The following is a 17,791-nucleotide window of genomic DNA, read 5'->3' on the forward strand; positions in this document are numbered from 1 at the left end:
TGCTGTGTCGTCAGTTCCCCGTCACGGGGTGAGCAGCAGCTTGCCGATGTGCCCGGAGGCGGTCATCCGCTCGTGCGCCCGCTCGGCGTCGGCCAGCGGGATCACCTCGTCGACCACCGGCCGCACGGTCCCGTCCGCGACGAGCGGCCAGACGCTCTCGTGCACCGCGGCGACGATCGCGCGCCGCTCCGCCACCGGCCGGGCACGCAGCGTCGTGGCGTGCACCGCCGCGCGCTTGCGCATCAGCGTCCCGATGTCGAGGGAGCCCTGCGCGCCGGACTGGTTGCCGATGAAGACGACGCGGCCGCCGAGCGCGAGCGCCTCGACGTCGCGGGCGAGGTAGTCGCCGCCGACCGGATCCAGGATCACGTCGACCCCGCCGTCCGTCTCAGCGGCGATCCGCTCGACGAAGTCCTGCTCGCGGTAGTCGATCAGGATGTCCGCGCCCAGCGCCCGGCAGGCGTCGAGCTTCCGCGGGCTGCCGGCCGTCACGGCCACCCGGGCGCCGATCGCGGAGGCGATCTGGATCGCGGTGGTGCCGATCCCGCTGCCGCCGCCGTGGATCAGCACGGTCTCGCCGGCGCGGAGCCCGGCGACCAGGACCAGGTTCGACCAGACGGTCGCGGTCGTCTCGGGCAGCGCGGCGGCCGAGATCAGGTCGACGCCCTCCGGCACCGGCAGCAGCAGCCCCGCGTCGACGACGACGTGCTCGGCGTAGCCGCCGCCGGAGAGCAGCGCGCAGACCTCGTCGCCGTGTGCGGCCGTCGTGACGCCCTCGCCGAGGCCGACGACCGTTCCGGACACCTCCATGCCGAGGATCTCCGACGCTCCGGCCGGCGGCGGGTAGACGCCCGCGCGCTGCCCGAGGTCGGCGCGGTTCACGCCCGCGGCGGCCACGCGGAGCAGCACCTCACCGGGTCCGGGGGAGGGGGTGGCGGTCTCCTCGAGCACGAGGCGGGAGTCGGGGCCGGGGTTCTCGACGCGGATCGCAAGCATTCCGCGATGCTACGCCGCGCGCCTCCACGGGCGGTCCGGTCCGATCCGCAGGTGATCCGGCGCTCCGCCGGCGCCTCTGCGCGGACGAGAGCGCGCTCCCGCCGGGATCGCCTGCGGATCGCACGCAGGCGTCAGGCGTGCTCCGCCAGGAACGCCAGCACCGCGTCCTTGAACGCCCGCGCCGGCACCGTGCTCGTGTGATCGCGGCCCGGGACGCTGACGAAGCGCGCGCCCGCCTCCTCCGCCAGCCGCGCCCCGCCGGGCGCGATCGGGTCGGCCCCGCCCGTCACCATCAGCGTCGGCAGCTCGGGGTGCGCGCCGAGCTCCGGATGCGCGCCGCCGCGCACCCCGTCGGCCACCGCCACCAGCGCGGCCAGGTCGTTCCCGGCGACGCCCTCCGCCATGCCGATGAACGCGCGGGTGAACCGGTCGTCGATCTCGCCGCCGTCGGCCACCCGCGCACGCGCCGCCGCCGCGTCGAAGTGCCGCAGCGGCTCGCCCACCGTGAGCCCGCCGAGGCTGAGCGTCGCCAGCAGCTCCGGATGCTCCAGCCCGAGCACCCAGCCCATCCGCGCGCCGAGCGAGTAGCCGAGGTAGTGCGGAGCGATCAGGTCGTAGGTCTCGATGACCCGCACGATGTCGGCGACCATCAGGTCGACCCCGTAGGCGCCGGCGCGATGCGGCTTCTCGCTGGCGCCGTGCCCGCGCTGGTCGAGCGCGACCACCCGGTACCCGGCGCGGCTCAGCGTCCGCAGCCAGCCCGCCGTCTCCCAGTTCAGCACCGCGTTCGACGCGAACCCGTGCACCGCCAGCACGGTCGGCGCCCCCTCGTCGCCGAGCGCGTACGTCGCGATCCGCGTCCCGTCGTCGGCGACCACGGACACGGGCGGGGGGAAGGCGATCGGCGTCACCCGACCACCCTGCCATCCCGCGAGCGCCTGCTCCTCCGCGCTCCGCGGTGTCCGGGCCGGCGAGCCCGGAATCGGACCCTGGGTCGGCGACGAGCCCGCGTCCTGCGCCATCCTCCCGCGAGAGCTGCCGGCGGGCCTCGCCTCAATGGCCATGTGCGTATGGTGTGCGGATGACGGAGCCGGAGCACTCGAGTACCAGGCAGGGCCGGAGGTCGCTGTACGGGGAGCACACGCCGTGGGGCTTCCTCGCGATCCTGTTCGTCGGGATGACCATCGGCGGCGTCGTCGCCAGGGCGGCCGGTGTAGCCGATCCGATGAACATCGCGTCGATCTGCGTCTCCGTCGTGACGACTCTTCTCGTCAGCCGACTGGTGCTCTTCCTCCGGCACCGCAGGCGCTGATCGCAACCGTCGGTGACCGCTGTCGAGGTCGTGGAACAGGACGTCGAATCGCCGTCAGCGCACCGGCCGGGAGGAGCGGACGAACGGCACCGCGATGACGAGGCGGACGCTGCGGCCCCGGCCCGAGCGGATGCCGAGCACGACGCAGAGGACGAGGTGGCTCAGCTGCCGGTCACGGCGACGACGCCGTTGCGATCGCTCCGCCGATTCGGGCGAGCGAACTCCGAGAGAGGCGTGATCGCGCGCCAAGTTCGCGCAATCGATCCTGACCTCGGTGGTGTCACAACCATTTCAGTATGGTTCTCAGATGGGTGAGGCAGAGCAGCCGAAAGACGAGCCGAAGCGTGACCCGATATGGGGAACACGCACACCGTGGGGATTCTGCGTGACCGCCTTCGTCGGATCGTGGTGCGGCGGCGCCATCTCCCGAGCAGTCGGAGCGATCGACCCGTGGACAGTGGTGATCAATTCCGTCTCCATCGCGATCACGTATTTCATCTGCCGTGCAGTGCTCACCCTTTGGCGCAGTCAGCGCCGATGACACAATCCAGGAAGGTACTCAATGAAGAGCATTCGAACGACACTGACAGTGGTGGCTGTCTGCGCGGCGACCCTCAGCGGAGCCCCCTTCGCCGCAGCATCGGCCGCGGCGGAAGCACCAGCACAGGTGCGGTCCAGCGGACATGTCGAGCTGACCGTGAATCGAGCGACCGACTCGACCATCACCTTCGACGTCGGCGGTGGAGCCAGGCCAGTGAAGTCGAAGGACGGCCGTGTCCGCATCACCGATGGGAGCGTCACCTCGGAGGCCCTGCCCACCAGGATCGGCGCCGCCAACGGGCAGACCGTGAGCGGCAGTTGGACCGTCGACGACTCGGACACGATGACCTTCCACTTCACGCCGTTCGAGATGCGGCGAGCCCTTGCTGGAGTCGCGGTGGCTGGGGCTCTCTCGAGCGACTGGACCTCGAAGGAATGGGGTCACTGCGTGGCGAAATCGGGAGTCGATGCCGCCGTGCTCGGGGGCCTCGGCGGTGCGATCACCGGGGCGGGAGCGGTCGTCACGGCGACAGGAGGCTTGATCTTCGGAATCCTCGGCGGCGCGCTCAATTGCTGAAGCCCCGGCGGAGGGCCATGTTCGGCTCCGTCAGCGCACCGGCCGGGAGGAGCGGACGAACGGCACCGCGATGACGAGGCGGACGCTGCGGCCCCGTCCCGAGCGGATGCCGAGCACGACGCAGAGCACGAGGTTCAGCACGAAGAGGCCGAGGATCGCCGCGATCGTGAGGGTCGGCCAGCCGCCGCCCCAGGTGTCGCGCACGGAGACGAGCGCGAGGTGCAGCGGCACGAGCATCAGCTGGAGCGCGAGGTAGGTCAGCTGCCAGTTCACGGCGACGACGCCGTTGCGGTCGCTCAGAGTGCCGCCGCGACGCCGGGCACCCCAGGCCAGCACCGTCGCCGTCACCGAGATCAGCGGGGAGAGGATCACGAAGCCCGCGAGCGCCGACAGTCCGGCGAGCCAGACCGCGCGGGCCCCGCGGCCGTCGCGGCGACGGCGCAGCGTCTCGTCGTCGTCCATCCGCGGCCGCTCCCTCGCGATCGTCCCGGCGCGCCGCCGGTCGTCCCAGTCTCGCACCGGCCCCCGGGAGTGAGCGGGGGGTTCCCCCTCCCGCCCGGGGGTTAGCCGGATGGGGGAGGATCCGCGTCCTCCGTAGCGTGGAGGCATCGCCGGGCGCCCCCGGCACCGCACCCCGCAGAAGGAGCTCCGACCATGTCGAACGCCGAGACCACCCCGACCGCCGCCACCCCGACCGCCGCCACCACGTCCACCCGCACCACCTCCGCCGACGAGCAGCCCACCGAGGTCTACGGCTCGACCGCCGTCCTCACCGACCCCGCCCCGGAGTCGCGGCAGCAGCAGTCCGAGCAGCAGGACCCGCCGTTCGAGCGGCCCGCCGTGCAGCACCCGGCCCCCTACGGCGTTCCGCCCGTCGCCGTCGCCCCGGCACCGTCCACTCCGTTCTCGCTGACCAGCCTCATCCTCGGCGTCACCTCCGTCTTCTTCGGCCTCACCGTCATCGCCCCCGTCGCCGGCCTCGTGTTCGGCATCCTGGGCCTCCGTCGCGAGCCGACCGGCCGCACGCTCGCGATCTGGGGCATCGTCCTCAACGCGGTGATGATCAGCCTCGTCGTGCTCTTCGTCGTCGCCCTGCTCGTCCTCGGCCTGCTCGTGCCGTTCGTCGCGATCGCGACCGGCACCGACGTCAACTGACCGGGCAGGCGCTCCCGACTCAGGTCAGGAACGCCCGCAGCAGCGCCGCGGAGGCGTGCACGTGCTCGGTCATCAGCCGGGCCGCCTCCGCCGCCCGACCGGTGAGGATCGCCGTCACGAGCGCCCGGTGCTGCTCGTCCGCGTGGGCGATGTTCCGCGGCAGCAGCGGGATGTCGTCCAGCAGGGCGTTCACCCGCGTCCGGCTCTCGGCCACGAGCGGCAGGAGCGACGGGACGCCTGCCAGCTCCGCGATCGTCAGGTGCAGCCGCGAGTCGAGCCGCCGGTAGTCCTCGGGACTCGCGCCCTCGACGTCGGCGAGAGCCCGGAACAGCTGCTCCCGATCGGCGGCCGTCAGGTCCGCGCCGGCTGCGAGCCGCGCGGCCCCCACCTCGAGGATCTCGCGCAGCGCCACCACGTCGTCGATCTCGGCCCGGTCGAAGCCGCGCCGGCCGATCGGCGCCGCCGGCAGCTCCTCCGCCACGAAGGCCCCGCCGTACCGGCCGCGCCGCACCACCAGGTACCCTGCGTCCGCGAGCGAGGCGATCGCCTCGCGCAGGGTGTCGCGCCCCACGCCGAGCTGCGCCGCGAGCTCGCGCTCGGAGGGCAGCCGCTCGCCGGGCCCCACGAGCCCGAGACTCACCGTCTGCATCAGCCGCTGCACCGTCTCCTCGAAGGCGTTGATCCGGAGCAGCCGCCTCAGGATCGCCTCCCTGGCGCTCGCCGCGGGAGCGGCCGGCCGGTCGTCCCCGTCGGCGTCCGCCTCGTCCGTCCCGGTGCCCGCGCTCACGTCGTGCTCACTCCGGGGTCACGTAGGCGGAGGAGATGCCGCCGTCGACGAGGAACGTCGACCCGGTGATGAAGGACGCGTCGTCGCTGGCGAGGAACGCCACCGCGGCGGCGAGCTCCTCCGGCTCCGCGAAGCGCCCGACCGGGATGTGCACGAGCCGGCGCTGAGCCCGCACCGGGTCGGCCGCGAACAGCTCCTGCAGCAGCGGAGTGTTCACCGGGCCCGGGCAGAGCGCGTTGACCCGGATGCCCTGGCGCGCGAACTGCACGCCCAGCTCGCGGCTCATCGCGAGCACACCGCCCTTCGACGCGGTGTAGCTGATCTGCGACGTCGCCGAGCCGAGCACCGCCACGAACGAGGCCGTGTTGATGATCGATCCGCGGCCCTGCTTCGTCATGTGCCGGAGCGCCGCGCGGCAGCAGAGGTAGACCGACTTCAGGTTGACGTCCTGCACGCGCTCCCACGCCGGCAGCTCGGTGGTCTCGATCGAGTCGTCGTCGGGCGGCGAGATGCCCGCGTTGTTGAAGGCGATGTCCACCGAGCCGTAGGCGTCGACCGCGGCCTGGAAGAGCGCGTCGACCTCCGCCTCACTGGTGACGTCGACCCGCACGAACATCCCGCCGAGCGCCTCCGCGACCTCGGTGCCGCGCGCGACGTCGACGTCGGCGATCACCACGCGCGCCCCCTCGCGGGCGAAGCGCGTCGCGGTGGCGAGGCCGATCCCGCTGGCGCCGCCGGTGACGACGGCGACCTTGCCGGCGAGGCGCTGCGTGAGGTCGATCGGGGTGGTGTCGAGGGGAGGGAGAGCCATGGTGCGGCCTTTCACGGGAGGGTGCGGGGGTGGAACGGGCGGGTCAGTCGGCCGCGAAGAAGATGTTCTTGGTCTCGGTGAAGCCGAGCGCCGCGTCGGGTCCGAGCTCGCGGCCGAGCCCGGACTGCTTGAAGCCGCCGAACGGGGTCGAGTAGCGGACCGAGGAGTGCGAGTTGACGGACAGGTTGCCGGCCTCGACCGCCCGTGACATCCGCAGCGCGCGGCCGAGGTCGCGGGTCCAGATCGAGCCGGAGAGGCCGTAGTCGGTGTCGTTGGCGAGCCGGATCGCGTCGGCCTCGTCCTCGAAGGGGAGGACGGAGACGACCGGGCCGAAGACCTCCTCGCGCCAGACCGGCTCGCCGCTCGAGGGCAGCAGCACGGTCGGCGGGAACCAGAAGCCGGGGCCGGCGGGGGCCGAGCCGCGGAACGCGACGGGTGCCCCCTCCGGGACGAAGGCGGCGACGCGCTCGTGGTGCGCAGCGGAGACCAGCGGGCCCATCTCGGTCGCCTCGTCGCGCGGATCGCCGACCACGACTCCCTGCACGGCCGGCTCGAGCAGCTCGAGGAAGCGGTCGAGGACGCGCCGCTCGACTAGGATCCGGCTGCGGGCGCAGCAGTCCTGACCGGCGTTCTCGAAGACGCCGTACGGGGCGGTGCTCGCGGCGCGCTCCAGATCGGAGTCGGCGAAGACGATGTTCGCGCTCTTGCCGCCGAGCTCGAGCGTGACCCGCTTCACCTGGTCGGCGCAGCCCGCCATCACTTGCTTGCCGACGCGCGTCGAGCCGGTGAAGACGACCTTGCGGACCAGCGGATGGGTCACGAAGCGCTCGCCGACGACGTCGCCCCGGCCGGGCAGCACCTGGAAGAGGCCCTCCGGCAGCCCCGAGGCGAGGGCGAGCTCGGCGAGGCGGAGGCTCGTCAGCGGCGTCCACTCCGCCGGCTTCAGCACGACGGCGTTGCCCGCGGCGAGCGCCGGTGCGAAGCCCCAGGAGGCGATCGTCATCGGGAAGTTCCACGGCGTGATGATGCCGACGACGCCGAGCGGCTCGTGCACCGTCACGTCCAGCCCGCCGGCGACCGGGATCTGCGCGCCGAGCAGCCGCTCCGGAGCGGCGGAGGAGTACTCCAGGACGTCGCGGACGTGCCCCGCCTCCCAGCGCGACTGGGTGATCGGGTGACCGGAGTTCCGGGTCTCGAGCTGCGCCAGCTCCTCGATCGCGCCGTCGACGGCGGCGGCGAACCGGCGGAGGGCGCGGGCCCGGTCGAGCGGGGCCAGCGCCGCCCAGCCGCGCTGCGCCACGGCCGCGCGCTCGATCGCGGCGTCGACGGTCGCGAGGTCGGCGAGGGCGACCTCGTCGAAGGCGGCGCCCGTCGAGGGGTCGACGAGGGTCTGCACGGTCGTCTGCGGAGTGGGCGTCGGCAGGGTCGTCGTCTGCGGGGTCATCGGTGTGCGTCCTTCGGGGTGCTGGGGGAGGAGCCTTCAGCCGTGCCGGTACCCGCGCGGTGCGCGAGCGCGGCGGCCACCAGGCCGGTGAAGAGGCGGGTGTCGGCGGTGTCCTCCTCCGGGTGCCACTGCACGCCGAGCGCGAAGCGGCGCCCCGGCAGCTCGAGCGCCTCGATGGTGCCGTCGGCGGTCCGCGCGGCGACCTCGAGGCCGTCGGCGACCCGGTCGACCGCCTGGTGGTGGTAGACCTGCGCGACCACGGCGTCCTCGCCGAGCAGTCCGCGCAGGCGCGACTCCGGCTCGACTGCGACGTCGACGTGCGAGAACACGCCGCCGCCCGCCTGGTAGCGGCGGTCGCCGACCACGTCGGGCAGGTGCTGGTGCAGGGTGCCGCCGAGCGAGACGTTGAGCAACTGCGCGCCGCGGCAGATGCCGAGGAGCGGCAGGTCGGCCTCGAGCGCGGCGGTCATCAGGTGGTCCTCCCAGGCGTCGCGCTCGGGGCGGGGCGCGTCGGTCTCGGGGTGCGCCTCCTGGCCGTAGCGGGCGGGGTCGATGTCCTTGCCGCCGCAGACGATCAGCCCGTCGAGGCGCTCGACGACGGCACGCGCGGTCTCCGCCGAGGCGGGCTGCGGTGGCAGGAGCAGAGCGACGCCGCCGGCCCGCGTCACCGAGTCGATGTAGTTCGCGGGCAGGAACGATGCCTCGACGTCCCAGACGCCGGAGACGGCGCGCTCGCGGTAGGTGGTGAGCCCGATGATCGGACGCGGGGCGACGGCGCCGTGCTCGGAGCCCGCCAGGAGGTCAGAGCCGCTCAAAGCCGCGCACCCTCTCCCAGTCGGTGACGGCGGCGTCGTAGGCGGCGAGCTCCACCCGGGCGTTGTTCACGTAGTGGTCGACGACCTCGTCGCCGAAGGCGGCCCGGGCCAGCGCGGAGGACTCGAACAGGTCGGCGGCCTCGCGCAGCGTCGTCGGGACACGCGGCGCTCCGGAGCCGTAGGCGTTGCCGGTGCAGACGTCCTCGAGCTCCAGCTCGTTCTCGATGCCGTGCAGCCCGGCGGCGACCAGCGCGGCGACGGCCAGGTACTGGTTGACGTCGCCTCCCGGCACGCGGTTCTCGACGCGCATCCCGGCTCCGTGGCCGACGACGCGCAGGGCGCAGGTGCGGTTGTCGAGACCCCAGGCGACCGCGGTCGGCGCGAACGACCCGTCGACGTAGCGCTTGTAGGAGTTGATGTTCGGCGCGAAGAAGAGGGTGAACTCGCGCATCGCGGCGAGCTGGCCGGCCAGGTAGTGCCGGAAGAGCGGCGACATCCCGTGCTCGCTCTCCGCATCGGCGAAGACGGGCGTGCCATCGGTGCCGCGGAGGGAGAGGTGGATGTGGCACGAGTTGCCCTCGCGCTCGTTGAACTTGGCCATGAAGGTCAGGCTCTTGCCGTGCTTGTCGGCGATCTCCTTCGCCCCCGACTTGTAGATCGAGTGGTTGTCGCAGGTGACGAGCGCGGCGTCGTAGCGGAAGCCGATCTCCTGCTGGCCCAGGTTGCACTCGCCCTTGATGCCCTCGCAGTACAGCCCGGCGCCCTCCATCGACACCCGGATGTCCCGCATCAGCGGCTCCATCCGCGTCGAGGCGAGCAGCGCGTAGTCGATGTTGTAGTCGCTGGCGGGAGTGAGGCCGCGGTAGCCCTTCGCGAAGGCCTCGCGGTAGGAGTCGTCGAACACGATGAATTCGAGCTCCGTGGCCACGAACGCCTCGAGCCCGCGCTCGGCCAGGCGGTCGAGCTGCGCGCGGAGGATCTGCCGCGGCGCCTCGCCGACCGGAGCGTCGTCGAGCCAGGTGAGATCGGCCGTGACCAGCGCGGTCCCCGGCAGCCACGGCGCGAGACGCAGCGTCGAGAGGTCCGGGGTCATCTTCATGTCGCCGTAGCCGCGCTCCCAGCTCGAGATCGCGTAGCCCTCGACGGTGTTCATCTCGACGTCCACGGCGAGCAGGTAGTTGCAGCACTCGGCGCCGTGCGCGGCGACGTCGTCCTGGAACAGCCGCGCCGAGATCCGCTTGCCGACGAGCCGGCCCTGCATGTCGGTGAAGGCGACGATCACCGTGTCGATCTCACCGGCGTCGATCAGCGCGTCGAGTCGCTCGAGGGTGAGCATGCCCCGCACCGGGGCGGGACCGGCGGCACGGCGTCGATCGGCGGCACTGCTCTCGGCGCTGACAGATGCCATGGGATGCCTCCGGGGGTCACTCCGCCGGGTGGCCGGACGAGGCCGCATGGTCGGATCGGGGTCCATTGAAGCACAGCCGCTGATCCCGAGGGAGTGAGGTCGGCGCTGGTGGCGCGGGGTGCGCGTCATTCCTCCAGACCTTCGGATCGCGCCGTTCACACCGTCGTAACGCCATCGGTCTTCCCAGCGTCCATTGAGGTCCCTATGCTCGGACCACCCGAGCCGAGGAGACCCGATGGCAGAGCAGACGAAGCAGACTCCGACGAGCAAGGGTGCGCGGCGCCCGGCGGCGTCGGGACCCGACTCCGCGAACGTCACCAGCACCGCGGGGGTGACCTACCGCGAGGCCGAGGCCGGCTACTTCGAGAAGCGCACCCTGCGCCGCTCCGCCGGCGTCTGGGGCCTGTGGGGGCTGGCGGTCGCCGCGGTCATCTCCGGCGACTTCTCGGGCTGGAACTTCGGCATCGACTTCGCCGGATTCGGCGGGATGCTCATCGCCTTCGCCGTCCTCGTGGTGATGTACTACGGCCTCATCTTCTCGATCGGCGAGATGTCCGCCGCGATGCCGCACACCGGCGGCGCCTACTCCTTCGCCCGCTCGGCCATGGGGCCCTGGGGCGGCCTGGTGACCGGGCTGGCCGAGACCATCGAGTACGTGGCCACCACCGCCGTGGTCGTCTTCTTCTCCGCGCAGTACGCGAACGGGGTGACGAGCGAGCTGCTCGGCTTCGACCTCTCCGGTGCGATGTGGATCTGGTGGCTGGTCCTCTACATCGTCTTCGTCGCGCTGAACTCGGCGGGCGCGGCGATCTCGTTCCGCTTCGCCATCGTCGTCTCGATCGTGTCCATCGCGATCCTCCTGGCCTTCTCCGTGATGGCCCTGCTCTCGCCGGCGCTGGACTGGTCGAGCCTGTGGAACATCGCGCCGGACGCGGGTCAGACCGAGTTCCTCCCGCACGGCGTCCTGCCGATCCTCTTCGCGCTGCCGTTCGCCATGTGGTTCTTCCTCGGCATCGAGGAGCTGCCGCTCGCGGCCGAGGAGGCGCACGATCCGGTCCGCGACATCCCCCGTGCCGGCTTCTGGGCCCGCGGCACCCTGATCGTGACCGGCCTGCTCGTCCTCTTCCTCAACACGGCGCTGATCGGCTCCGAGGACATGGGCGTCTCGACCGAGCCGCTGCTGGACGGCTTCCGCGCGATGGTCGGCGACGGCGCGGCCGCCGTGCTCGCGCTCTTCGCCCTGATCGGACTGCTCGCGTCGCTGCAGGGCATCATGTTCGCCTACGGGCGCAACATGTACTCGCTCTCCCGGGCCGGCTACTACCCGCGGGTGTTCTCGCTGACGGGTAAGCGCCAGACGCCGTGGATCGCGCTCACCGTGGGGGCCGTCATCGGCTTCGTCGCCCTCGTCGTGGTCGACGTGCTCAGCAGGCTCGACCCGGACAACGCCGGCGCCGTCGCCGGGGCGATCGTGCTGAACATCGCGGTCTGGGGCGCGGTCGTCGCGTACTTCATGCAGATGGTGTCGTTCGTGCTGCTGCGCCGCCGGTTCCCGAACGCGAGCCGGCCCTACCGCAGCCCGTGGGGCCTTCCGGGTGCGGTGATCGCGGCGCTGATCAACGTGCTGATCTTCCTCGGCTTCCTCTTCAACGACGCGTTCCAGCCGGCGATCATCGCGATCGCCGTGGTCTACGTGATCATCCTGATCGGCTTCGCCGTCTGGGGCCGGAAGCGCCTCGTCCTCTCGCCCGAGGAGCGCTACGCGCTGAGCGGCGGACTGCAGGCGGCGCCGAGCATCCCGGAGCCGGACCGCGTCGACTGAGTGCGGGGCGGGCGGAGGCGCCGCTGTCTCAGCCCCTGCCGCCCCGGCTGTCGTAGGCGCGGTCGAACGCGACGGGGGAGTAGCCGTCGCGCCGGACCGCGAGTGCGAGCGGAACCGCGACGGCGGCGAGCAGGACGAGGACGAGCGCGAGGACGAGGAGCAGGGCGAGCATGGGGCATCCGATCTCGAGGTGATGCTCCGAGAGTGGCCCGGTCCACTCTGCTCTGGGGAGGAGAAGAAGGGCCACCCTGCCGGTCGCGGTCCTTCGGTGGCCGCTTCGATCGGGGTGGCCTGGTCAATGGTGGGACCGTCGGCCAGGGCGGCCCCCGCGGATCCGTCGGAAGATGGCGCGCCGGAGCGTGCGTCGAACGCCGCCGACCCGGCGGATCGGAGCCCCGGCGTAGGCTGGCGGCGCAGTTCGCGGACCCCCTGCACCCTTCGGGGCCGCACGACGACAGCGACGGAGCTGACGTGACATCCGCCTCGACCACCCTCCCCGAGAGCATCGACCCTGCGAGCAACGACCCCGTGAGTAACGACCTGCGGGGCACCGCCCTGCAGGCCCCGCCGGAAGGACCCCCCGTGGACGCCGCCACCCGCACCGAGACCGACTCGCTCGGCCCGCTCGACATCCCGGCCGACGCCTACTGGGGCATCCACACCGCTCGGGCGCTCGACAACTTCCCGATCTCCAAGCGCCCGATCTCGATCTACCCCGATCTGGTCCGCGCACTCGCGACCGTCAAGCTCGCCGCCGCGCGTGCGAACACCGAGATCGGCAGCCTCGCCCCGGCGAAGGCCGAGCTGATCGAGCAGGCCTGCCGCCGGATCATCGACGGCGAGTTCCACGACCAGTTCGTGGTCGGCGTGATCCAGGGCGGCGCGGGCACCTCGACCAACATGAACGCGAACGAGGTCGTCGCCAACGTCGCTCTCGAGATCGCCGGGCGCCCCAAGGGCGACTACGCCTTCCTGCACCCGCTCGACGACGTGAACCGCAGCCAGTCGACGAACGACGTCTACCCGACGTCGATCAAGATCGCGATGACCTGGTCGCTGCGCCGCCTGCTCGACGAGCTCGCCCTGCTCCAGGCCGCGTTCTCGCGGAAGGCCGTCGAGTTCGGCAGCGTCCTCAAGGTCGGCCGCACCCAGCTGCAGGACGCCGTCCCGATGACCCTCGGCCAGGAGTTCCACGGCTTCGCCACCACGCTCGGCGAGGACCACGCGCGCCTCTCCGAGACGATCTGGCTGCTCGCCGAGGTCAACATCGGCGCCACCGCGATCGGCACCGGCATCACCGCCGACCCGCGCTACGGCGCCGCCGCCGTCCGGCACCTCAACGAGCTCACCGACCTCGACCTCGAGATGGCGCAGGACCTCGTCGAGGCCACCAGCGACACCGGCGTCTTCATGTCGTTCTCGAGCGCGCTGAAGCGCTCGGCCATCAAGCTGTCGAAGATCTGCAACGACCTGCGCCTGCTCTCCTCCGGTCCGCAGGCCGGGTTCGGCGAGATCAACCTGCCGTCGCGCCAGGCGGGCTCGAGCATCATGCCCGGCAAGGTGAACCCGGTGATCCCCGAGGTGGTCAACCAGGTCGCCTACTCGGTGGCGGGCGCCGACGTCACCGTGACGATGGCGGCCGAGGCGGGTCAGCTGCAGCTGAACGCGTTCGAGCCCGTCATCGCGCACTCGCTCCTGCAGAGCATCACCTGGATGACCCAGGCCTGCCTCACCCTGCGCATCAACTGCATCGACGGCATCACCGCGAACGTCGACCGGCTCGAGGCGATGGTCGCCTCCTCCGTCGGCGTCGTGACCGCGCTGACCCCGAGCATCGGCTACACCGCGTCGGCGGCCATCGCGAAGGCCGCGCTCGCCACCGGCCGCAACGTCGCCGACCTCGTCGTCGAGGCCGGGCTGATGTCCCGCGAGGAGGTCCTGCGCCTCATCTCGCCCGCCCGCCTCTCCGGCATCGAGGCGATGACCGCGGCCCTCCCGATCATCGAGCCCCCCACGGAGTAGCCCGCCCCCTCCCTCCGCGAGATGCCACTTGTGCACGCCTTCCTCGGCATGTCGCGCTCACAAGTGGCATCTCGCGGGGAGCGCCTGAGCGCGGCTGCCGAGGCGCATCACCCGAGCGGGTCGCTCTCAGTGCTGGTGCGTCGTGGTCCGCATTCCGCGAGATGCCACTTGTGACCGCGTTTCTCAGCGTGTCGCGCTCACAAGTGGCATCTCGCGGCGAGGTGGCGGGCGGCGTAGCTGCGCCAGGGCGCCCAGGGGCGAGCGGCCGCGGCGAGGGCTCGGGGAGTCGAGGGGAGGCCGAGTGCGGCGGCGCCGGCGCGGACGGCGCGGTCGTGGGCCGGGAAGACGTCCGGGTCGCCGGTGATCCGCGCCGCGACGGACGCGGCCGTGGCCGGGTCGATGCCGTCGACGGCGAGCAGGCGCTCCACCAGATCCTCACGGCGGAGGCCCGCGTCCAGGCGCAGTGTGCCGTCGACAAGGAAGGCCGCACTCCGCCGGACCGTCTGGACCCGGTGTTCGGAGCCACGCAGCACGTCCGCTCCGTTCTCCGCGATCGCCGCGGCGGAAGGGAACGCGTGGGTGACGCCGCCGGCGGCGAGGCCGACGGGCAGCGGCTCGCCGAGCGCCGCGATCAGCCGGGTCAGCGCCGTGCGCGCGACCGCGGTCGGCGCACCGAGCCCGATCAGCGCGCGCAGCAGGGTCTCGGCCGGGTCGACGGAGCCCGCCAGTCGGATCCCGGGAGTCGCGGAGACCAGCGGCGCCAGCACCGGATCGGCGCCGAGCGCCTCGTCGATCGCGGCGGAGTCGGCGTCGAGGTCGAGCAGCCGGCGCACCCGCGCGACCAGGGGTCCGACATCGGCCACCGAGACCAGGGTCGCGGTGCAGCGGATAGCCTCGCCGTCCTGCTCGAGCCGCACGATCGCCGGGCCGCCGGGCAGCGCGAGCGAGCGCGAGTACTGGCCCGGCCCCGCCTCCTCGAGCCCCGGAACTGCGTCGGCGCCGAGGACGGCGAGCACGCCCGGATCGAACGGCGCCCGCACGGCGAGCCGCAGCTCGAGCGTCGTCGCGCCCGCGTGCACAGCCGCCTCCGACCGGCCTCCCCGGGCCGAGGCCCGCAGTGCGCTCGGGCTCCGCTCGTACACCTCCTGGATCGTCGCGTTGAACTGCCGGATGCTCGCGAATCCCGCGGCGAACGCCACCTCCGACACCGGCAGCTCCGTGCCGGTGAGCAGCAGCCGCGCGGTCTGCGCCCGCTGCGCCCGGGCGAGGGCGAGCGGAGGCGCGCCCAGCTCGACGCGCAGGATCCGCCCGAGCTGGCGCGAGCCGTAGCCCAGGCGCCCGGCCAGCCCCTCGACGCCCTCGCGGTCGACCACGCCGTCGCCGATCAGCCGCATCGCGCGCGCCGCGGTGTCGTCGCGCAGGTTCCACTCGGGCGACCCGGGCACCGCATCGGGGAGGCAGCGCTTGCAGGCGCGCAGGCCCGCCTCGTGCGCGGCGGCCGCGGTCGGGTAGAACCGCACGTTCGCGGGGCGGGGCGTGGTGGCGGGGCAGCTCGGGCGGCAGTAGATGCCGGTCGAGTGCACCCCGGTGATGAAGCGGCCATCGAAGCGGGAGTCGCGCGAGGCGACCGCGCGGTAGCGCTCCTCGAACAGCGGATCCTCGACCATGCTCCGAGCCTGGCACGCCTCGCGCCTGGAGGATCGCGGGAATCGGACACGGCCCCGCGAGCTGTGCAGCTGCCCACCCGCACGACGGAGCCGCTTCGCGACTCGGTGGCGAGGGAAGGATGCCGCGGCGCCCCTCTTCATGGTGGTGGATCTCGATACGCCCGCTCCGCGGGCTACTCGATCAGCATGGATTTCCCGCATCGACGAGGTCATGGTGGTCGAGTAGCCCCGGAGGGGCGTATCGACACCCGGCGTGACCAGCAGGGCAGGTCTGCAGACCGGGCTTCTGACGGTGGTGGATCTCGATACGCCCGCTGCGCGGGCTACTCGATCAGCATGGCCGGCCACACCCGCACCCCCTGTCAACCGCCGGACCGCGCGCCCGCCGGTGCCCTACTCTCGGACCCCATGAGCGCCTACCCGCCGCCGGCCCCCGCACGCCCCTCGATCGTCCCGACGGTGCTGGGCGCGATCGGCGTCGCGCTGCTGGGCGTCCTGCTCCTGCTGGTCCTCGCCTACGTCGTCTCCGGGCTCGGCGCGACCGCGGCCGGGATCTGCGCGGTCGTCGCCCTGGTGCCGCTGCTCGTCGTGCTGGCCGGCGTCCGCTGGGTCGACCGCTGGGAGCCCGAAGCACCGCTCGGCCTCTGGTTCGCCTTCCTCTGGGGAGCGGCCGGCTCGGTGGCCATCTCGCTGCTGGTCGACCTCGGCGTGCAGATCGCGGTCTACGCCTCCGGTGCGCAGCCGAGCGAGTCGGACTTCGTCGGCGCCGTGATCCAGGCGCCGATCGTCGAGGAGTCCGCGAAGGGCCTCGGCGTCCTGCTGATCCTGCTGATCTGGCGCCGCAGCTTCGACGGACCGGTCGACGGCATCGTCTACGCAGCGGTCGTCGCCTCCGGCTTCGCCTTCGTCGAGAACATCCTCTACTTCGGCAGCGCGCTGGTGGAGGGCGGTCTCGGCTCGCTCGCCGTCACGTTCTTCCTCCGCGGCGTGCTGTCGCCCTTCGCGCACGTGCTCTTCACGTCCTGCACCGGTGCGGCCCTCGGGTTCGCGATGAGCCGCCCGCCGGCCGCGCGCCTGCCGATCGCGCTCCTGGGACTCGCCCTCGCGGCGTTCCTGCACGCGCTCTGGAACGGCTCGTCCTTCCTGGTCGCCGACTGGTTCGGGTTCTACGGGGTCGTGCAGGTGCCACTGTTCGTCGTCGCGGTCGTGGTCGTGGCGCTCCTGCGCCGGCAGGAGCGGCGGGTCACGCTCGAGCGACTCGGCGACTACGCGGCTGCCGGCTGGCTCTCGCCGACCGAGGTGCGGATGATCGGCACCGCCGAGGGGCGTCGCACCGCGGCGCGCTGGGCCCGGGTGGCGGGGGGCGACCGGCCACGGGCGATGCGCGGCTTCATCCGCTCCGCGACGAGGCTCGCGCACGTGCGCCAGCAGCAGCTCGCCGGGCGCGGCGGGCGGGCTGCCGCCGTCGACGAGCGGGTGCTGCTCGACGAGCTCGTCGCCCGCCGCGCGGCGCTCACCGGCGGCTGAGCGGTCCGGACCGGGGGATCAGCGGGCCGCGGGGTCCGCGAGAGGACAGGAGCAGCACATGGCCCCCACCATCGAGGTCGCGACCGCCGACGGCAGGACGCTCGTCGTCCACGACAGCGGCGACGAGGGGCGGCCGCTGCTCTGGCAGCACGGCTCCCCGCAGACCGGCGCCCTGCTCGCGCCGGTGCTCGAGGCCGCCCGCGCGCGCGGACTCCGCCTCCTCTCCTCCGCCCGCCCCGGCTACGGCGGCTCGACCGCGCGGCCGGGCCGCGACGTCGCCTCCGCGGCGGAGGACGTCCGCGCCGTGCTCGACGCGCTGGGACTCGACCGGATCCTCACCGCGGGCGCCTCGGGCGGCGGCCCGCACGCCCTGGCCTGCGCCGCACTGCTCACCGACCGGGTCGACGGCGTCGCCGTCCTCGCCTCACCCGCCCCGGACGACGGCGACCCCGCCTGGTTCGACGGCATGGCCGCTCCCGGCGGCCTCACCTCGGCGCGCGACGGCCGCGAGGCGCGCGCCCGCTTCGCCGAGACCGACGAGTTCGACCCCGAGTCGTTCGTCGCGGCCGACTACGCGGCCCTCGAGGAGGAGTGGGCGGCCCTCGGTGAGGACGTCGCGCGCTCGGAGCAGTGGGGCGACGGCGGCCTCATCGACGACGACGTCGCCTTCGCCGCGCCGTGGGGAGTCGACCTCGCGGCGATCCGCTGCCCGGTCGTCCTCGTGCAGGGCGGCCTCGACCGGGTGATCCCGGCGCACCACGCCCGATGTCTCCGGGCGCTGCTCCCGACCGCCGAGCTGATCGAGCACCCCGACGACGGCCACGTCTCGGTGCTGCGCCGGCTGCCCGAGGCGCTCGACCGCCTTCTCGCTCTGCGCTGATCGCCCTGAACTGATCACCCTGCGCTGA

Annotated in this window: 18 protein-coding genes; 8 read left to right on the forward strand and 10 right to left on the reverse strand. The window is 72.8% G+C overall.

Annotated features, from left to right (window positions below):
- Positions 1-21: 21 nt before the first annotated feature.
- The gene (locus EDF17_RS17775; protein ID WP_123447927.1) at positions 22-996 is read right to left on the reverse strand and encodes an NAD(P)H-quinone oxidoreductase; all 975 of its coding nucleotides are present in this window, start codon (positions 994-996) and stop codon (positions 22-24) included.
- A gap of 131 nt (positions 997-1,127) precedes the next feature.
- Positions 1,128-1,907: an alpha/beta hydrolase gene (locus EDF17_RS17780; RefSeq protein WP_243732957.1), complete on the reverse strand. Its 780-nt coding sequence runs from the start codon at positions 1,905-1,907 to the stop codon at positions 1,128-1,130.
- A gap of 170 nt (positions 1,908-2,077) precedes the next feature.
- On the opposite strand from EDF17_RS17780, the gene EDF17_RS17785 reads away from it, so the two are divergent.
- The 3 genes from EDF17_RS17785 (at position 2,078) to EDF17_RS17790 (ending at position 3,425) form a co-directional block, all read left to right on the forward strand.
- Positions 2,078-2,308, forward strand: coding sequence for a hypothetical protein (locus tag EDF17_RS17785; RefSeq protein WP_123447925.1), 231 nt, complete (start codon positions 2,078-2,080; stop codon positions 2,306-2,308).
- A 385-nt stretch (positions 2,309-2,693) separates the two neighbouring features.
- The gene (locus tag EDF17_RS20000) at positions 2,694-2,849 is read left to right on the forward strand and encodes a hypothetical protein (RefSeq protein WP_166649733.1); all 156 of its coding nucleotides are present in this window, start codon (positions 2,694-2,696) and stop codon (positions 2,847-2,849) included.
- A 213-nt stretch (positions 2,850-3,062) separates the two neighbouring features.
- Complete coding sequence (locus tag EDF17_RS17790; protein ID WP_123447924.1) at positions 3,063-3,425, forward strand: hypothetical protein; 363 nt, start codon at positions 3,063-3,065, stop codon at positions 3,423-3,425.
- A gap of 30 nt (positions 3,426-3,455) precedes the next feature.
- On the opposite strand, the gene EDF17_RS17795 is transcribed toward EDF17_RS17790, so the two are convergent.
- Entirely contained in the window at positions 3,456-3,887 is a 432-nt protein-coding gene (locus tag EDF17_RS17795) for a DUF4870 domain-containing protein (protein WP_166649734.1), read from the reverse strand.
- A 192-nt stretch (positions 3,888-4,079) separates the two neighbouring features.
- On the opposite strand from EDF17_RS17795, the gene EDF17_RS20400 reads away from it, so the two are divergent.
- Positions 4,080-4,580, forward strand: a complete 501-nt coding sequence (locus EDF17_RS20400; RefSeq protein WP_243732958.1) for a DUF4190 domain-containing protein — start codon at positions 4,080-4,082, stop codon at positions 4,578-4,580.
- A 19-nt stretch (positions 4,581-4,599) separates the two neighbouring features.
- Here EDF17_RS20400 and EDF17_RS17805 read toward each other — a convergent pair whose 3' ends face one another.
- Genes EDF17_RS17805 through EDF17_RS17825 form a run of 5 tightly spaced genes read right to left on the reverse strand, consistent with a single transcriptional unit; the run spans position 4,600 to position 9,773 of the window.
- On the reverse strand, positions 4,600-5,367 hold the full coding sequence (locus tag EDF17_RS17805; protein WP_123447922.1) for an FCD domain-containing protein: 768 nt from the start codon (positions 5,365-5,367) through the stop codon (positions 4,600-4,602).
- Between the two features lie 7 nt (positions 5,368-5,374).
- Positions 5,375-6,178, reverse strand: a complete 804-nt coding sequence (locus EDF17_RS17810; protein WP_123447921.1) for a 3-oxoacyl-ACP reductase — start codon at positions 6,176-6,178, stop codon at positions 5,375-5,377.
- 43 nt (positions 6,179-6,221) lie between these two features.
- Positions 6,222-7,622: an aldehyde dehydrogenase family protein gene (locus EDF17_RS17815; RefSeq protein WP_123447920.1), complete on the reverse strand. Its 1,401-nt coding sequence runs from the start codon at positions 7,620-7,622 to the stop codon at positions 6,222-6,224.
- Positions 7,619-8,437 (reverse strand): gamma-glutamyl-gamma-aminobutyrate hydrolase family protein, encoded by an 819-nt coding sequence (locus EDF17_RS17820; RefSeq protein ID WP_243732959.1) that lies wholly within the window; start codon positions 8,435-8,437, stop codon positions 7,619-7,621. The genes EDF17_RS17815 and EDF17_RS17820 overlap by 4 nt, the downstream gene beginning before the upstream one ends.
- A complete protein-coding gene (locus EDF17_RS17825; protein ID WP_123447919.1) occupies positions 8,424-9,773 on the reverse strand; it encodes a glutamine synthetase family protein in 1,350 nt (449 codons plus the stop codon). Before EDF17_RS17825 ends, EDF17_RS17820 begins: the two co-directional genes overlap by 14 nt.
- 307 nt (positions 9,774-10,080) lie before the next feature.
- Here EDF17_RS17825 and EDF17_RS17830 point away from each other — a divergent pair, with 307 nt between their 5' ends.
- On the forward strand, positions 10,081-11,667 hold the full coding sequence (locus EDF17_RS17830; protein ID WP_123447918.1) for an amino acid permease: 1,587 nt from the start codon (positions 10,081-10,083) through the stop codon (positions 11,665-11,667).
- A 28-nt stretch (positions 11,668-11,695) separates the two neighbouring features.
- On the opposite strand, the gene EDF17_RS20005 is transcribed toward EDF17_RS17830, so the two are convergent.
- The gene (locus EDF17_RS20005; RefSeq protein ID WP_166649735.1) at positions 11,696-11,839 is read right to left on the reverse strand and encodes a hypothetical protein; all 144 of its coding nucleotides are present in this window, start codon (positions 11,837-11,839) and stop codon (positions 11,696-11,698) included.
- A gap of 410 nt (positions 11,840-12,249) precedes the next feature.
- Here EDF17_RS20005 and EDF17_RS17835 point away from each other — a divergent pair, with 410 nt between their 5' ends.
- On the forward strand, positions 12,250-13,689 hold the full coding sequence (locus EDF17_RS17835; protein ID WP_208645113.1) for an aspartate ammonia-lyase: 1,440 nt from the start codon (positions 12,250-12,252) through the stop codon (positions 13,687-13,689).
- A 197-nt stretch (positions 13,690-13,886) separates the two neighbouring features.
- Here the strand turns inward: EDF17_RS17835 and EDF17_RS17840 are convergent, their stop codons facing one another.
- Entirely contained in the window at positions 13,887-15,356 is a 1,470-nt protein-coding gene (locus EDF17_RS17840; RefSeq protein WP_123447917.1) for an Ada metal-binding domain-containing protein, read from the reverse strand.
- Between the two features lie 408 nt (positions 15,357-15,764).
- Here EDF17_RS17840 and EDF17_RS17845 point away from each other — a divergent pair, with 408 nt between their 5' ends.
- On the forward strand, positions 15,765-16,883 hold the full coding sequence (locus EDF17_RS17845) for a PrsW family intramembrane metalloprotease (RefSeq protein ID WP_243732960.1): 1,119 nt from the start codon (positions 15,765-15,767) through the stop codon (positions 16,881-16,883).
- Between the two features lie 58 nt (positions 16,884-16,941).
- Complete coding sequence (locus tag EDF17_RS17850) at positions 16,942-17,763, forward strand: alpha/beta fold hydrolase (protein ID WP_123447916.1); 822 nt, start codon at positions 16,942-16,944, stop codon at positions 17,761-17,763.
- Positions 17,764-17,791 lie beyond the last annotated feature (28 nt).

Origin of the sequence: Rathayibacter sp. PhB1, assembly GCF_004362935.1 — a bacterium.
Taxonomy (GTDB): domain Bacteria; phylum Actinomycetota; class Actinomycetes; order Actinomycetales; family Microbacteriaceae; genus Rathayibacter; species Rathayibacter festucae.